This window comes from Streptomyces mangrovisoli (genome assembly GCF_000974985.2).
GTDB classification, from domain to species: domain Bacteria; phylum Actinomycetota; class Actinomycetes; order Streptomycetales; family Streptomycetaceae; genus Streptomyces; species Streptomyces mangrovisoli.
Map to the genome: position 1 here is coordinate 1 of NZ_LAVA02000096.1, position 13,426 is coordinate 13,426.

Annotated in this window: 10 protein-coding genes; 6 read left to right on the forward strand and 4 right to left on the reverse strand. The window is 72.4% G+C overall.

Annotation, left to right across the window (positions count from 1 at the left end; all coding sequences use genetic code 11):
* The first annotated feature begins 131 nt into the window (after positions 1-131).
* The 3 genes from WN71_RS32355 (at position 132) to WN71_RS32365 (ending at position 4,701) form a co-directional block, all read left to right on the forward strand.
* Positions 132-1,535, forward strand: coding sequence for a class II fumarate hydratase (locus WN71_RS32355; protein WP_079178281.1), 1,404 nt, complete (start codon positions 132-134; stop codon positions 1,533-1,535).
* Positions 1,536-1,607: 72 nt separating this feature from the next.
* Positions 1,608-2,309 carry a cytidylyl-2-hydroxypropylphosphonate hydrolase gene (fomD, locus tag WN71_RS32360; protein WP_046589397.1) on the forward strand — a complete coding sequence of 234 codons (702 nt, stop codon included), beginning with the start codon at positions 1,608-1,610 and terminating at the stop codon, positions 2,307-2,309.
* Between the two features lie 295 nt (positions 2,310-2,604).
* Complete coding sequence (locus WN71_RS32365; protein ID WP_046589399.1) at positions 2,605-4,701, forward strand: SpoIIE family protein phosphatase; 2,097 nt, start codon at positions 2,605-2,607, stop codon at positions 4,699-4,701.
* A gap of 97 nt (positions 4,702-4,798) precedes the next feature.
* Here WN71_RS32365 and WN71_RS32370 read toward each other — a convergent pair whose 3' ends face one another.
* Complete coding sequence (locus tag WN71_RS32370; protein WP_046589401.1) at positions 4,799-7,243, reverse strand: transglycosylase domain-containing protein; 2,445 nt, start codon at positions 7,241-7,243, stop codon at positions 4,799-4,801.
* A gap of 485 nt (positions 7,244-7,728) precedes the next feature.
* Between WN71_RS32370 and WN71_RS32380 the strand changes: the two genes are divergently transcribed.
* Genes WN71_RS32380 through WN71_RS32390 form a run of 3 tightly spaced genes read left to right on the forward strand, consistent with a single transcriptional unit; the run spans position 7,729 to position 11,278 of the window.
* On the forward strand, positions 7,729-8,253 hold the full coding sequence (locus tag WN71_RS32380; protein WP_046589403.1) for a PadR family transcriptional regulator: 525 nt from the start codon (positions 7,729-7,731) through the stop codon (positions 8,251-8,253).
* On the forward strand, positions 8,250-8,948 hold the full coding sequence (locus WN71_RS32385) for an ABC transporter ATP-binding protein (protein ID WP_046589406.1): 699 nt from the start codon (positions 8,250-8,252) through the stop codon (positions 8,946-8,948). Before WN71_RS32380 ends, WN71_RS32385 begins: the two co-directional genes overlap by 4 nt.
* The gene (locus WN71_RS32390) at positions 8,945-11,278 is read left to right on the forward strand and encodes an ABC transporter permease (protein WP_046589409.1); all 2,334 of its coding nucleotides are present in this window, start codon (positions 8,945-8,947) and stop codon (positions 11,276-11,278) included. Before WN71_RS32385 ends, WN71_RS32390 begins: the two co-directional genes overlap by 4 nt.
* Positions 11,279-11,354: 76 nt before the next feature.
* On the opposite strand, the gene WN71_RS32395 is transcribed toward WN71_RS32390, so the two are convergent.
* The 3 genes from WN71_RS32395 to WN71_RS32405 all read right to left on the reverse strand — a co-directional run bounded on the left by WN71_RS32395 (position 11,355) and on the right by WN71_RS32405 (position 13,114).
* Entirely contained in the window at positions 11,355-11,783 is a 429-nt protein-coding gene (locus tag WN71_RS32395; RefSeq protein WP_046589410.1) for a hypothetical protein, read from the reverse strand.
* Positions 11,784-11,787: 4 nt separating this feature from the next.
* Positions 11,788-12,174 carry a roadblock/LC7 domain-containing protein gene (locus WN71_RS32400; RefSeq protein WP_046589412.1) on the reverse strand — a complete coding sequence of 129 codons (387 nt, stop codon included), beginning with the start codon at positions 12,172-12,174 and terminating at the stop codon, positions 11,788-11,790.
* Between the two features lie 61 nt (positions 12,175-12,235).
* A complete protein-coding gene (locus WN71_RS32405; protein ID WP_338058717.1) occupies positions 12,236-13,114 on the reverse strand; it encodes a MarR family transcriptional regulator in 879 nt (292 codons plus the stop codon).
* Positions 13,115-13,426 lie beyond the last annotated feature (312 nt).

The window sequence follows — 13,426 nt, forward strand, 5'->3', positions numbered from 1 at the left end:
CCCCCACCCCCGAGCACCCCGGCCTCTCCGGTCTTCTCCCCGCCCCTCAGCGGCCCGGCCTGCCCGCTCGCGTCGGCTGGGAGGAATAGCCTCGGCGGCCGTGGTGCTGTCGCCAGTGGAGGTGATCGGCAGTGGCCGACGATCAGCAGGAGCGGGCGTACCGGATCGAGCACGACTCCATGGGAGAGGTGCGGGTCCCGGCCGATGCCAAGTGGCGGGCCCAGACGCAGCGGGCCGTCGACAACTTCCCCGTCTCCGGGCAGCGCCTCGAACGCGCCCACATCGAGGCCCTGGCGCACATCAAGGGGGCCGCCGCCAAGGTCAACGCCCGGCTCGGGGTGATCGGCAAGGACGTCGCCGAAGCCATCCAGGAGGCGGCCCGGGAGGTCGCCGACGGCACCTGGGACGCGCACTTCCCGGTGGACGTGTTCCAGACCGGCTCCGGGACCTCCTCCAACATGAACGCCAACGAGGTCATCGCCACCCTCGCCACCGAGCGCCTCGGCCGCGACGTGCACCCCAACGACGACGTCAACGCCTCCCAGTCGTCCAACGACGTCTTCCCCTCCTCCCTGCACATCGCCGCCACCGCCGCGGTCGTCCGGGACCTGATCCCGGCCCTGGAGCACCTCGCGGCCGCCCTGGAGCGCAAGGCCGGGGAGTTCGCGGACGTCGTGAAGTCGGGGCGTACCCATCTGATGGACGCCACGCCCGTGACGCTGGGCCAGGAGTTCGGCGGGTACGCCGCCCAGGTGCGCTACGGCGTGGAGCGGCTGCGCGCCTCCCTGCCGCGCCTCGCGGAACTGCCGCTCGGCGGCACCGCGGTGGGCACCGGGATCAACACCCCGCCCGGCTTCTCCGCCGCCGTCATCGAGGAGGTCGCCGCCGCGACCGGGCTGCCGCTGACCGAGGCGCGCAACCACTTCGAGGCGCAGGGCGCGCGGGACGGCGTCGTGGAGACCAGCGGGCAGCTGCGGACGATCGCCGTAGGACTGACGAAGATCGCCAACGATCTGCGGTGGATGGCGTCGGGGCCGCGCACCGGGCTCGCCGAGATCTCCCTGCCGGACCTCCAGCCGGGCTCCTCGATCATGCCGGGCAAGGTCAACCCCGTCGTCCCGGAGGCGGTGTTGATGGTCGCCGCGCAGGTCGCCGGGAACGACACGACGATCGCCGTGGCGGGCGCGGCCGGCAACTTCGAGCTGAACGTGATGCTGCCGGTGATCGCCAAGAACGTCCTGGAGTCGGTCCGGCTGCTGGCCAACGTCTCCCGGCTGCTGGCCGACCGGACCGTGGACGGGATCGTCGCGCACCGCGAGCGGGCCCGGGAGTACGCCGAGTCGTCGCCGTCGGTGGTCACCCCGCTGAACAAGTACATCGGGTACGAGGAGGCCGCGAAGGTCGCCAAGAAGGCGCTGGCCGAGCGCCGGACCATCCGCGAGGTCGTCCTCGCCGGCGGCTATGTCGAGCGCGGCGACCTGACCGCCGAGCAGCTGGACGAGGCCCTCGATGTCCTGCGGATGACACACCCGTAACGATCCACCGCCCGCGGGTGAACCGTGACGCGTGCCGCAGCGTCGTATGCCTGGGGCACCTAATATCTGTGCATGGCGGACGGTGACGCGGTGAGACACGCTCAGAGCGGGCAGACGGGGCGGGCGACGGGCTTCTGGAGCCCCGGCAGCCAGATCCTGTGGCGGTACCGGGAGAACGCCGGCGAGCACTTCCACATCGCCCGCCCGGTCACCGTCGTCCGCGACGACGAGGATCTGCTCGCCGTGTGGATGGCGCCCGGCACCGAGTGCGTGCGCCCCGTCCTCGCCGACGGCACGCCCGTGCACCAGGAGCCGCTGGACACCCGCTACACCAAGCCGCGGACCGTGCAGCGCGACCGCTGGTTCGGCACCGGGGTGCTGAAGCTGGCCCGCCCCGGCGAGCCGTGGTCGGTGTGGCTGTTCTGGGAACCGGGCTGGCGCTTCAAGAACTGGTACGTCAACCTCGAGCAGCCGCTGGCCCGCTGGCACGGCGGGGTGGACTCCGAGGATCACTTTCTGGACATCACCGTGGCGCCGGACGGAGCGTGGGAATGGCGCGACGAGGACGAGTTCGCGCAGGCCCAGCGGGACGGTCTGATCGGCCCTGATGCCGCCGAACGGGTCCGCCGGGCGGGGTCGTCCGCGGTCGACGTGATCCGCGCCTGGGGACCGCCGTTCAGCGAGGGCTGGCAGAACTGGCGCCCGAATCCGTCCTGGGCGGTACCGTCACTGCCGGAGGACTGGGACCGTACGCCCGCGCACGTGTCCTCATGAGACCCTTGATGCGCCCCCGGTCAAGAAACGTAGGATCGTCCTCCGCAAGGGCGCACAGGGGCAACTCCCGCATCATGCGGCGAGTCTGACCAAACGTCACCGAGGGGCGGCAGGACGTGAGCGAGGGGTACGAGGGCAACACCGGCCGGGGCCGCACAGGCCGCGCCGGTGGCACAGGCACAGCCTCTGACCACGCGGGGATTCCGTTCCTGGGGCACGCATTCCGGGTATCGGAACTTCTGCGGGACGAACTGCGCGCGCGGCGCGCAGCCCCCAACGGACGGATTCGACACGCGTGACGGAGCAGCCGACCTCCTTCGAGCGCCCGCAGGCGGGCGGCGACCCCGCGGATGGCCGCGGGGCGCTCCTGCACACCCCGAAACCACCGCGCCCCGGTGCCACCGCCTTACCGGCACAGGCCCGCGCGGGTGAGACGCCCGCCGGGCCCGGCACGACCACGCCCTGCGCCAAGGGGAAGGAGACCGCCCCCGCGGGCACGCCCATGACCTCCGGCACCGGCCCCGAGCACGCCCAGCCGTCCACGGCAGAACCCGACTCCCACCGTCCGCGTCCGGCGCCCGAGGGCATCCCCGTGCAGCCGGGCGACGAGCAGCGCCCCACCGCCGGCGAGCGCCGCAGCGGCAAGGGGCTGCCGCCGGGCCGCCCCATGCCCATGCGGCGGGACGGCGACCGGCTGCGCTTCGTGGGCGCCGCCACCCGGCGCATCGCCCGCGGCATCGACCTGGACGAGATCGTGATGGGGCTGTGCCGGGCGACCGTGCCGACCTTCTCCGACGCGATCCTCGTCTATCTGCGCGACCCGCTGCCGGTGGGCGACGAGCGGCCCACCGGTCCCGTCGTGCTGCGGCTGCGCCGCTCCGACCGGATCCCGGAGGACCGCGACACCGACGGCGGCTTCGCGGCCGCCCCGCAGCCCGAGCCCGAGCTGTCGGAGCTGTCCGCGGTCACCGCCGAGCTGTGCGAGGTGCGGCCCGGCGGCGCGCTCGCGGAGGTGCTGCGCGGGGTGCGCCCGGTCTTCGCCGACGCGCCCGCGGCCCGCGCCGCGCTGCCCGAACTCCTCGGCGAGGACGGCGAGCTGATCGTCCCCTCCGGGCAGCGCGCGATCCTCGCGCCGCTGCGCGGCCGGCGCCGGGTGATCGGCGCGGCGGTGTTCCTGCGCCGCCCCGAGCGGATGGCCTTCGAGGCCGACGACCTGCTGGTCGCCGCCCAGCTCGCCACGCACAGCGCGCTCGGCATCGACAAGGCGGTGCTCTACGGCCGCGAGGCGTACATCGCCGACGAGCTCCAGCGCACCATGCTGCCCGAGCACCTGCCCCGCCCGACGGGCGTGCGGCTCGCGTCCCGCTATCTGCCGGCCGCCGAGACCGCGCGCGTCGGCGGCGACTGGTACGACGCGATCCCGCTGCCGGGCAGCCGGGTCGCGCTGGTGGTCGGCGACGTGATGGGGCACTCCATGACGTCGGCCGCGATCATGGGCCAGCTGCGCACGACCGCGCAGACCCTGGCCGGGCTCGACCTGCCGCCGCAGGAGGTGCTGCACCACCTCGACGAGCAGGCCCAGCGCCTGGGCACCGACCGCATGGCGACCTGCCTGTACGCGGTCTACGACCCGGTCTCGCACCGGATCACCATCGCCAACGCCGGGCATCCGCCGCCGGTGCTGCTGCACCTGGGCGGCCGCGCCGAGGTGCTGCGGGTGCCGCCGGGCGCGCCGATCGGCGTCGGCGGCGTCGACTTCGAGGCCGTCGAGCTGGACGCGCCCGCCGGGGCGACCCTGCTGCTGTACACGGACGGCCTGGTGGAGTCCCGGCTGCGCGACGTGTGGACCGGCATAGAGCAGCTGCGCGAGAAGCTCGCCGCGACCGCGCAGCTGACCGGACCGGACCATCCGCCGCCGCTGGAGGCGCTGTGCGACGAGGTCCTCGACATGCTCGGTCCGGGTGACCGGGACGACGACATCGCGCTGCTCGCCGCCCGCTTCGACGGGATCGCGCCGAGCGACGTGGCGTACTGGTTCCTGGACCCGGAGGACTCCGCCCCGGGGCGGGCCCGCAAGCTGGCCCGGCGCGCCCTGTCCCGGTGGGGCCTGGAGGAGCTGACCGACTCGGTCGAGCTGCTGGTGAGCGAGATCGTCACCAACGCGGTGCGGTACGCCTCGCGGCCGGTGACGCTGCGGCTGCTCCGCACGGACGTGCTGCGCTGCGAGGTCGGCGACGACGTGCCGCAGCTGCCGCGGCTGCGGCAGGCCCGCGCCACCGACGAGGACGGCCGCGGGCTGTACCTGGTCAACCGGCTGGCCCGGCGCTGGGGCGCCACCCGGCTCAGCACCGGCAAGGTGGTGTGGTTCGAGCTGAACCACTCGGGCGGCTGACGCCCCTTCGCCGTCACGCACACGGAGGAGGCCCCCGCGGCTGCGGGGGGCCTCCTCCGTGTGCGGGCCGCTGCTGCCCGGCTGTGCGTGACGGCGGCTACTGTCCGGCGAATTCGTCCTGGCTCAGCGGATCGTCCGTCGCGCCGTCCGTCGGTGTCTGCGTCGGCGTCTGCGTCGGCGTGTCCGTCGTCGGTGTCTCGGTCGGCGTTTCCGTGGGCTCCTGCGTCGGCGTGTCCGTCGGGGCCTCGGTGGTGGGCGCCTCCGTGGTCGGCGTCTCCGACGGGCTCTCGGTGGCCGACTTGGACGGCGTCGGCGACGTCGTCGGCTGGACGGCCGCGCCCTGCGTGGTGTCCAGGTCGAACTTGACCTTCTTCGTCACGCCGAAGGTGTAGTCCGCCCAGATCTGCGCGGGGTAGCCACCACCGTTGATACGGCCGGTGCCGGGGATGAGACCGGTCGCGCCGGTCAGCGAGACCTGCTTCTGGGCCTTGACGTTCTCGCCGAACAGGCCGACGGAGGTGACCAGGTCGGGCGTGTAGCCGGTGAACCAGGCCGACTTGTTGTTGTCGGACGTGCCGGTCTTGCCGGCCACCTGCTGGCCCTGGCGGTCCGGGTTCTGGGCCACCGACACGCGGGCGGTGCCGTCGTCGACCACGCCGGTCAGCACGGAGGTGACCGTGTCGGCGGCCTCGCGGCTGATCACCTGCTCGCCGATCGCGCTGGGCAGGGTGACCGTGCGGTTCTTCTGCTCGGCCTTGGCGAGGATGGTCGGGGTGACCTTCTTGCCGTGGTTGTCGAGGGTGGCGTAGGCACCCGCCATCTCCAGCGGGCTCGCGCCCATCGAGCCGAGGGTCTGCGCGGGCACCGCCTGCATGCCGGTGGTGTCCATGCCCAGCTTGTCCGCGACGGCCAGCACGTTCTTCATGCCGACGTCGACGCCCATCTGCGCGAACACCGAGTTGACGGACTTGTTCATGGCCGTCTGGACGGTGATGTTGCCGTAGTCCTGGTCGTCCTCGTTGGGCGGGCTGAAGGCGATGTCGCTGCCCTCGACCGGGCGGCCGCTGGTGCCGTCGTAGATCGTGTTCGCGTCGATCGCCTTGCCGTCCTGGGTCTTCGCGCCGCGCTCCAGGGCGGCGGCGAAGATCAGCGGCTTGAACGTGGACGCGGGCTGGTAGTCCCGGCGGGTCGCGTTGCTGATGTAGTGCTTGAAGTAGTCCTCGCCGCCGTAGAGGGCGACGATCTTGCCCGTCTTCGGGTCGACGGAGACGGCGCCGGCCTGGACGTACCCGTCGACCTTGCGCTTCTTCTTGTTCAGCTTGCTGGTCAGCTGCGACTTGACTGACTTCTCCAGCTGCTTCTGCTTCGTCGGGTCGATGTTCAGGGTGATCGTCCAGCCCTTGTCGACGACGGCGTTCTCCGCCTGCGACTGGGTGAGGCCCTGCGACTTCATCAGCTGCTTCTCCAGCTGCTGATTGGCGAGCTCGACCAGATAGCCCTTCTGGCCCTCCTCGCCGGGCGTGCCCTTGGGCGCGTCCGGCACGGGCAGCTTGGTCATGGCGGAGCGCTTGCTCGCGTCCAGCCAGCCCTGCTTGACCATGTTGTCGAGGACGTAGTTCCAGCGCGCGGTGACCAGCTTCTTGCCGGTGTCGGTGGCGGACGACCAGTCGTACTGGCTCGGCGCCTGGAGCAGCGCGGCGAGGTAGGCGCCCTGCTGGACCGAGAGCTTCTCGGCGTCCTCGCTGTAGTACGCCTGGGCGGCGGCCTGGATGCCGTAGGCGCCGCGGCCGTAGTAGCTGGTGTTGATGTAGCCCGCGAGGATGTCGTCCTTGGACAGCTTGCGGTCCACCTTCAACGAGATGACCAGTTCCTTCAGCTTGCGCGAGACGGTCTGGTCCTGGTTGAGGTAGTAGTTCTTGACGTACTGCTGGGTGATCGTCGAACCGCCCTGCGTGCCGCGGCCCATGACGGTGTTGAGGATGCCGCGGGCGGTGCCCTTCAGGTCGACGCCGGGGTCGGTGTAGAAGGACTTGTTCTCGGCGGCGACGAAGCACCGCTGGACGTCCTTGGGCACCTTGTCGAGGCTCACGCTCTCGCGGTTGACGGTGCCGACGCGGGCCATGACCTTGCCGTTGCTGTACTTGTAGACGTTGCTCTGGCTCTGCGCGGCCGCGTTGCCCGTGGGGACGTCGACCATCATGTACAGCGCGATGAAGCCGCCGATGCCGAGCAGGCACAGGCCGAAGAACGTGCCGAGGATCTTCTTCCAGGTGAAGAGCCGGCGTATCCGGCTCTTCGCGGAGCCGCCGCGGGCGCCGCCGCGGGCCGCCGAGCGGGAGGCCGCCCGGCCGGGCCCGGCCGGGCCGGCGGGACCGCCGTGGCTTCCGGGACCGCTGGGACCTCCGGGACCGCCGTATCCGGCCGGTCCGCCCGGCGCGGGCATGGTGCCCGGCGCGCCGGCCGCGGTGCCGGACGAGCGGCCCCTGGGTGCGGCACGGTGGCCGCCGCCCTGTCGCGCGCGTCGTTCTTCCGCTCGTCCCATGAGTCCGTCTGCTCCGCTTCGTTCTCGGGTGTCGCACAAGTACGTGGCCCAGGTCAGCTCAGAAAGCTAACACCGCTCTATGTGACAAAGGGCGCTGGATCCGGTCTTTTAGGGACGTGACAATCAGCACCCGCCCCCAACGGAACCGACGTACGGAGAGCGGACAAGGTTGCCGCCACAGCGAAAAGAAGCACGGCGCGGGACAACTGTGAGGTCGGGCACAGCGCAGCGAAACGGGGCATCACAGGCATCCCGGCACCCTCGCGCGGCGGCCTTCACCGGGAGCGCGCCGGTGCCCGTGCGCCGCGGACGGCAGCCCGGGGCGCACGGGCACGGGCACGCCCGGACGGATCCGGCCGACCCCCTGTAGCAGAACCGTGACAATCACCCCGGCGACGGCCGCCACCTGGGCCGTGCCACCCGCCGCCACGATCTGCACACTCCGCGTATACATCCCGGGTATACACCGTGTGTACAGTGCTGCCATGTCCATCGGTCACACCCTTCTGGGGCTCCTGGAGTCCGGTCCGCGCCACGGTTACGACCTCAAGCGGGCCTTCGACGAGAAGTTCGGTCACGACCGGCCGCTCCACTACGGCCAGGTCTACTCGACGATGTCCCGCCTGCTGAAGAACGGACTCGTCGAGGTCGACGGGATCGAGCCCGGCGACGGTCCCGAGCGCAAGCGGTACGCGATCACCGAGGCCGGCGTCACCGACGTGCAGCGCTGGCTCGCGACACCGGAGAAGCCGGAGCCGTACCTCCAGTCGACGCTCTACACCAAGGTCGTCCTCGCGCTGCTGACCCACCGGGACGCCGGCGACATCCTCGACACCCAGCGCGCGGAGCACCTGCGGATGATGCGCATCCTCACCGACCGCAAGCGCGGCGGCGACCTCGCCGACCAGCTCATCTGCGACCACGCCCTGTTCCATCTGGAGGCCGACCTGCGCTGGCTGGAACTGACCGCGGCACGCCTCGACAAGCTCGCCACGGCGGTGCGCCCGTGACCACGACCAGCGCACCCCCCGGATCCCTGCTCGCCGCCCAGGACCTGCGCAAGGCGTACGGCCCCACGACGGCGCTGGACGGCGCCGACTTCTCCATCCACCCCGGCGAGGTCGTCGCGGTGATGGGACCCTCCGGCTCCGGCAAGTCGACCCTGCTGCACTGCCTCGCCGGGATCGTCCCGCCCGACTCCGGTTCGATCCGGTACGACGGCCGGGAGCTGGCCGGGATGAGCGACGCCGGGCGCAGCGCGCTGCGCCGCTCGGAGTTCGGCTTCGTGTTCCAGTTCGGCCAGCTGGTGCCGGAGCTGACCTGCGTGGAGAACGTCGCCCTGCCGCTCCGGCTGAACGGCGCCCCGCGCAAGGAGGCCGAACGGACCGCGCTCGGCTGGATGGAGCGCCTCGAGGTCGACGACCTGCGCGCCAAGCGGCCCGGCGAGGTCTCCGGCGGCCAGGGCCAGCGGGTCGCGGTCGCCCGGTCGCTGGTCACCTCACCGCGGGTGGTCTTCGCCGACGAGCCCACCGGAGCGCTCGACTCGCTCAACGGCGAGCGGGTGATGGAGCTGCTCACCGAGGCCGCCCGGTCGGCGAACGCCGCCGTCGTCCTCGTCACCCACGAGGCGCGGGTGGCCGCCTACTCGGACCGCGAGATCGTCGTACGGGACGGCAGGTCGCGGGACATGGAGCGGCTCGTATGAGGCCGCCCCAGAGTGTCAGGGACCTGACCATGGGATTGCGGTTCGCCGTCACCGGCGGCCGCGAGGGCTGGGTGCGGCTGCTGCTGACGGCCCTCGGCGTGGGCCTGGGCGTGGCGCTGCTGCTGCTGACCACGGCGCTGCCGCACGCGCTCGAGGTGCGCCACGACCGCGAGCAGTCCCGCTCGGACTTCACCTACGACTACAAGCCGGTCGCCCCCGCCGACGACACCCTGGTGATCGCCGACGTCGACACCACCTACCGCGGCAAGGACGTACGCGGCCGGGTCGTGATGCCCGAGGGGGAGCGCGCCCCGCTGCCGCCCGGCGTCGCGGCGTTCCCGGCGGCCGGCGACATGGTCGTCTCGCCCGCCCTGAAGGAACTGCTCGACTCCCCCGGCGGGGCGCTGCTGCGCGACCGGCTGCCGTACCGGATCACCGGGACCATCACCGAGAGCGGGCTGATCGGCTCGCGTGAACTCGCCTACTACGCGGGCTCCGACGCCCTCGCCGACCGCGTCAACCCGCCGTACGTCGCCCGCATCACCCGGTTCGGCACCCCGAACCCGACGAAGGAGAGCACGGACCCGGTCCTGCTGCTGCTCGTCCTCGTCGTCTTCGTCGTGCTGCTGATGCCGGTCGCGGTGTTCATCGCCGCGGCGGTGCGGTTCGGCGGCGAGCGCCGCGACCGGCGTCTCGCGGCCCTGCGCCTGGTCGGCTCCGACAGCCGGATGACCCGGCGCATCGCCGCGGGCGAGGCGCTCGCCGGAGCCCTGCTCGGACTGGTCTTCGGCACCGGCTTCTTCCTGCTCGGCCGCCAGGTCGCGGGCTCGGTGGAGGTCCTCGGCGTCAGCGTGTTCCCGAGCTATCTCGACCCCACGCCCGCGCTCGCCGCGCTGGTCGCGGTCGCGGTGCCCGCCGCCGCCGTGCTCGTCACGCTGCTGGCGCTGCGCGGGGTGGTCATCGAGCCGCTCGGCGTGATGCGCACGGCGCGGCCCTCGCGGCGCCGGCTGTGGTGGCGGCTGCTGCTGCCGCTGGCCGGCCTCGCGATGCTCTACCCGATGATCGGCCAGGGCCACGACGGCGGCGGCTTCAACGAGTACCTGGTCGTCGGCGGCGTGATGCTGCTGCTGATCGGGGTCACCGCGCTGCTCCCGTGGGTCGTGGAGAGCGTCGTGGGCCGTCTCGGCCCCGGCGGCGTCGCCTGGCAACTGGCCGTACGACGCCTCCAGTTGAGCAGTGGTACGGCGGCCCGCATGGTGAACGGCATCGCGGTGGCGGTGGCCGGCGCGATCGCGCTGCAGATGCTGTTCGCGGGCGTCCAGGGCGACTACACCAAGACGACCGGGTACGACCTGACCCGGGCGCAGATGCGGGTGTCCGTCCCCACGGGCACGTCGGTCGACCGGGCCACCGCGAAGGTCCGCGCCACCGCGGGCGTCGGCCGCGCGGTGGGCCTGGCGGACGGGTACGCCGGAGACACCCGGCGCGACCCGGAGCACGGCACGGAGGTGACGCTCGGCAGCTGCGCCGCGCTGCGCGAGGTGGCCGTCCTGCCCTCCTGCCACGACGGCGACAGCTTCGCGCTGCTCGGCTCCCCGGGCGACACGGACACCCCGAAGCTGGTCCGGGCCGGCCGCACGGTCTATCTCGACCCGTCCTACCAGGGCGAGGCGCGCAACCTGGAGATCGCTCTGACCGTGCCGCACGGCGTCCGGCAGGCGCGCACCCGCCACGACCTGACCGGGACCGAGCGCGCCGGACTGCTGCTCACCCCGGGCGCCCTGCCCGCGAACGCGGCGCCCGCCTTCCAGGGCGTGGTCTACGTCGTGCTGGACCGCACGGTCACCGACGCCGCCGAGCACGTGCGCAACACGGCGGCGGCGATGGACCCGCTGGCGTCCGTCGACACGTTCGCCGCGACCGAGTCGTCGAAGAAGTTCACCTCGATCCGCACGGGCCTGTTCGTGGGTGCCGCGTGCGTGCTGGCGCTGATCGGGGCGAGCCTGCTGGTGTCGCAGCTGGAGCAGTTGCGCGAGCGCCGCAAGCTGCTGTCGTCGCTGGTCGCCTTCGGCACCCGGCGCCGCACGCTGAGCCTGTCGGTGCTGTGGCAGACGGCGATCCCGATCGCGCTGGGTCTGCTGCTGGCGTCGGTGGTGGGGGTGACGCTGGGCGCGGTGCTGCTGCGGATGTCCGCGGCGACGGTCCGGGTGGACTGGGCGAGCGTGCTCGCGATGACCGGGATCGGCGCCGGGGTGGTCCTCGCGGTGACCCTGCTGAGCCTGCCGCCGCTGCTGCGGCTGATGCGGCCGGAGGGTCTGCGCACCGAGTAGGGCGCGCCGCGCCGACGCCGGACGGCCCCTCCCCCGCCGCGGGGAGGGGCCGTCCGGCGTCAGCCGCGCCGGCTGCTCACAGGCTGTGCTCCTTCACCACCCGCCGGGTCTGGGCGAACAGCATGCCGACGTTGACCGACTTGCGGCACACCACCACGGCGACGACGTCCTGCTGCTCGTTCATCCGCACGAACAGGTGGGTGAGGTTGTCGCTGTTGACGAGGATCTCCTGGAAGAAGTGGTTGTCGTTCGTCGTGTTGCGGCGTTCCTTGAAGACGTCCTCGATCATCACGACCGTGCGGCCCTGGAACAGGTCGAGGGTCGCGCCCGCGAGCAGGTCGAGCACCTCGGGCGGATGGTTGTCCACCGTCTCGTAGGAGAGCAGCATCCCGGTGGACATGTCGACCACGCCTGCCGCCACGCAGTCGGGTGCCTCGGTACGGAGCGATTTCACCAGGCTCATGACCTGGTCGGAGAATCCTGTCGTCATGCGCTTTGTCCCCATCCTTCTAAACTCCCTCTGGTTGCTTGGCCATGAGGATCGAGCCAATGCGGTCCAGAGCCGGCTGTGTCGCCTGGTGCAGCCGGTCGACGTCCATGCCTTCGTCCCCGAGTACGACCATCAGCGCGGTGTCCCCCACCGCGTAGAACGCGGCGCACCCGTGGCTGCCGTACGTCACCGTCTGGCGCAGCGTGCCCCGGGCGGTGGCCTGGGCGGTGCGCCGGGCGAGGCCCAGACCGGCCGCGGCGAGCGCCGCGAGGCCCTCCGGGTCGATGGAGTTCGCGGTGTCGGCGGCGATGAGCAGCCCGTCGCACGCGGCGACGGCCGTGTCGGTGATTCCCGTGACCTGTTCGCGCAGGCTGCGCATCTCCAGGGTCAGGGCTTCGTGATCCATGTACTCAACTCCCCTGCATCTTCTGGGCGAAGCTCGATTTCCTGTTCATTCCTCACCGTTCTCATCTCGCGGTTCCGTTCCGCAGGCGGAAGAACCCCCGCCAGCTCCCTCCGGGCTTCTCCGGAGGCAGGCCCGCACTCATGCCGCTGGCACCGGGGACCCGGCGCGGCAGGGTGACGGGGGTGTGGATCGGTTCGGGCGGTGGCGGGGGCGGCGGCGGTTCGCGGTGGCGGACCGGGGTCGCCTCCGGCACCCGGACGGGGATCGGCGGGGGCGCCTCGCCGCACTCCAGGAGCCCCTCGCCGAGCATCCGGGCGACTTCGACGGTCACCGTGTAGACCCCGCGGCCGCTCAGAAAGGCCAGGTCGCGGGCGGTTCTGCGGCCGTCCGCATGGGTCAGCAGCTCGGTCTGCAAGGAGGTGAGCCGCTCGGCCGGCCGGCCGGGGCGCGGGCGCTCGCGGTCGGGGTGGACCGGGTGCGGCAGCGCGGCCACGGCGGCGAGCTTGCGGTTGGCGTCCTGGAGCAGCCGCAGCGATCCCTCGCCGACGGAGACGGTCACGCCGTCGGGCGGCCCGGCCCGGTCGTCGCGCTCGACGCCGTCCACCTGGCCCGCGACGATCGCGAAGGCCGCGTCGTGCAGCGCCATCACGGTGACCACCCGCAGCTCGGCGGCGCCCGCCAGGCCGCCCGCGATCAGCGCCTCGGCCGGCCAGCGCGCGCCGCCCGACTCCCGCACCGCGTCGGCCCATTGCTCGCCGCTGACCCGGCCGGAGCGCAGCAGCAGGGCCTCCGGGCCGGGGGCGCCGGGGCTCTCCGCCCCGATGACGAGCCCGTTGCGCAGCCGGAAGCCGCCGCCCGGCGAACCGGAGACTCTGAGCCCCCCGGTGTAGCCGTCCCGCCCGCAGTCGGCCAGCGCCTGCGCCAGCAGGTCGTACCCCACCCGGCCGAGGGAATCCCGAACGCCCTCCCGAATGCCCGACATCACTCCCCTTGGCCGTTTCTCGCACACACGCCTGACGTGTCGCGCTGAGGGGGCTTGTGTATCAGTCGGGGGGCATATTTCGTCCGGGCTCTTCCCAGCTGGCCCTACATGACGGAATTCATGACGGATGTTGCGGCAATGGGCCGTTCAATGTGCCGTGTCCGGCGACCATTTGAACGATCGGGACGGCTTCGGCGGGACGGCCGCGGCAGGGCGCGACGGCCGTCCGGGCGCGGTCGTCCGAGCCTCGCGCGCCGTCGGCCCGAGGCC

Bases quoted from the DNA above. Each gene is read 5' to 3' on its own strand.
- fomD (WP_046589397.1), top strand. From the start codon at position 1,608: ATGGCGGACGGTGACGCGGTGAGACACGCTCAGAGCGGGCAGACGGGG.
- WN71_RS32370 (WP_046589401.1), bottom strand. From the start codon at position 7,243: ATGGGACGAGCGGAAGAACGACGCGCGCGACAGGGCGGCGGCCACCGT.
- WN71_RS32380 (WP_046589403.1), top strand. From the start codon at position 7,729: ATGTCCATCGGTCACACCCTTCTGGGGCTCCTGGAGTCCGGTCCGCGC.
- WN71_RS32390 (WP_046589409.1), top strand. From the start codon at position 8,945: ATGAGGCCGCCCCAGAGTGTCAGGGACCTGACCATGGGATTGCGGTTC.
- WN71_RS32395 (WP_046589410.1), bottom strand. From the start codon at position 11,783: ATGGGGACAAAGCGCATGACGACAGGATTCTCCGACCAGGTCATGAGC.
- WN71_RS32400 (WP_046589412.1), bottom strand. From the start codon at position 12,174: ATGGATCACGAAGCCCTGACCCTGGAGATGCGCAGCCTGCGCGAACAG.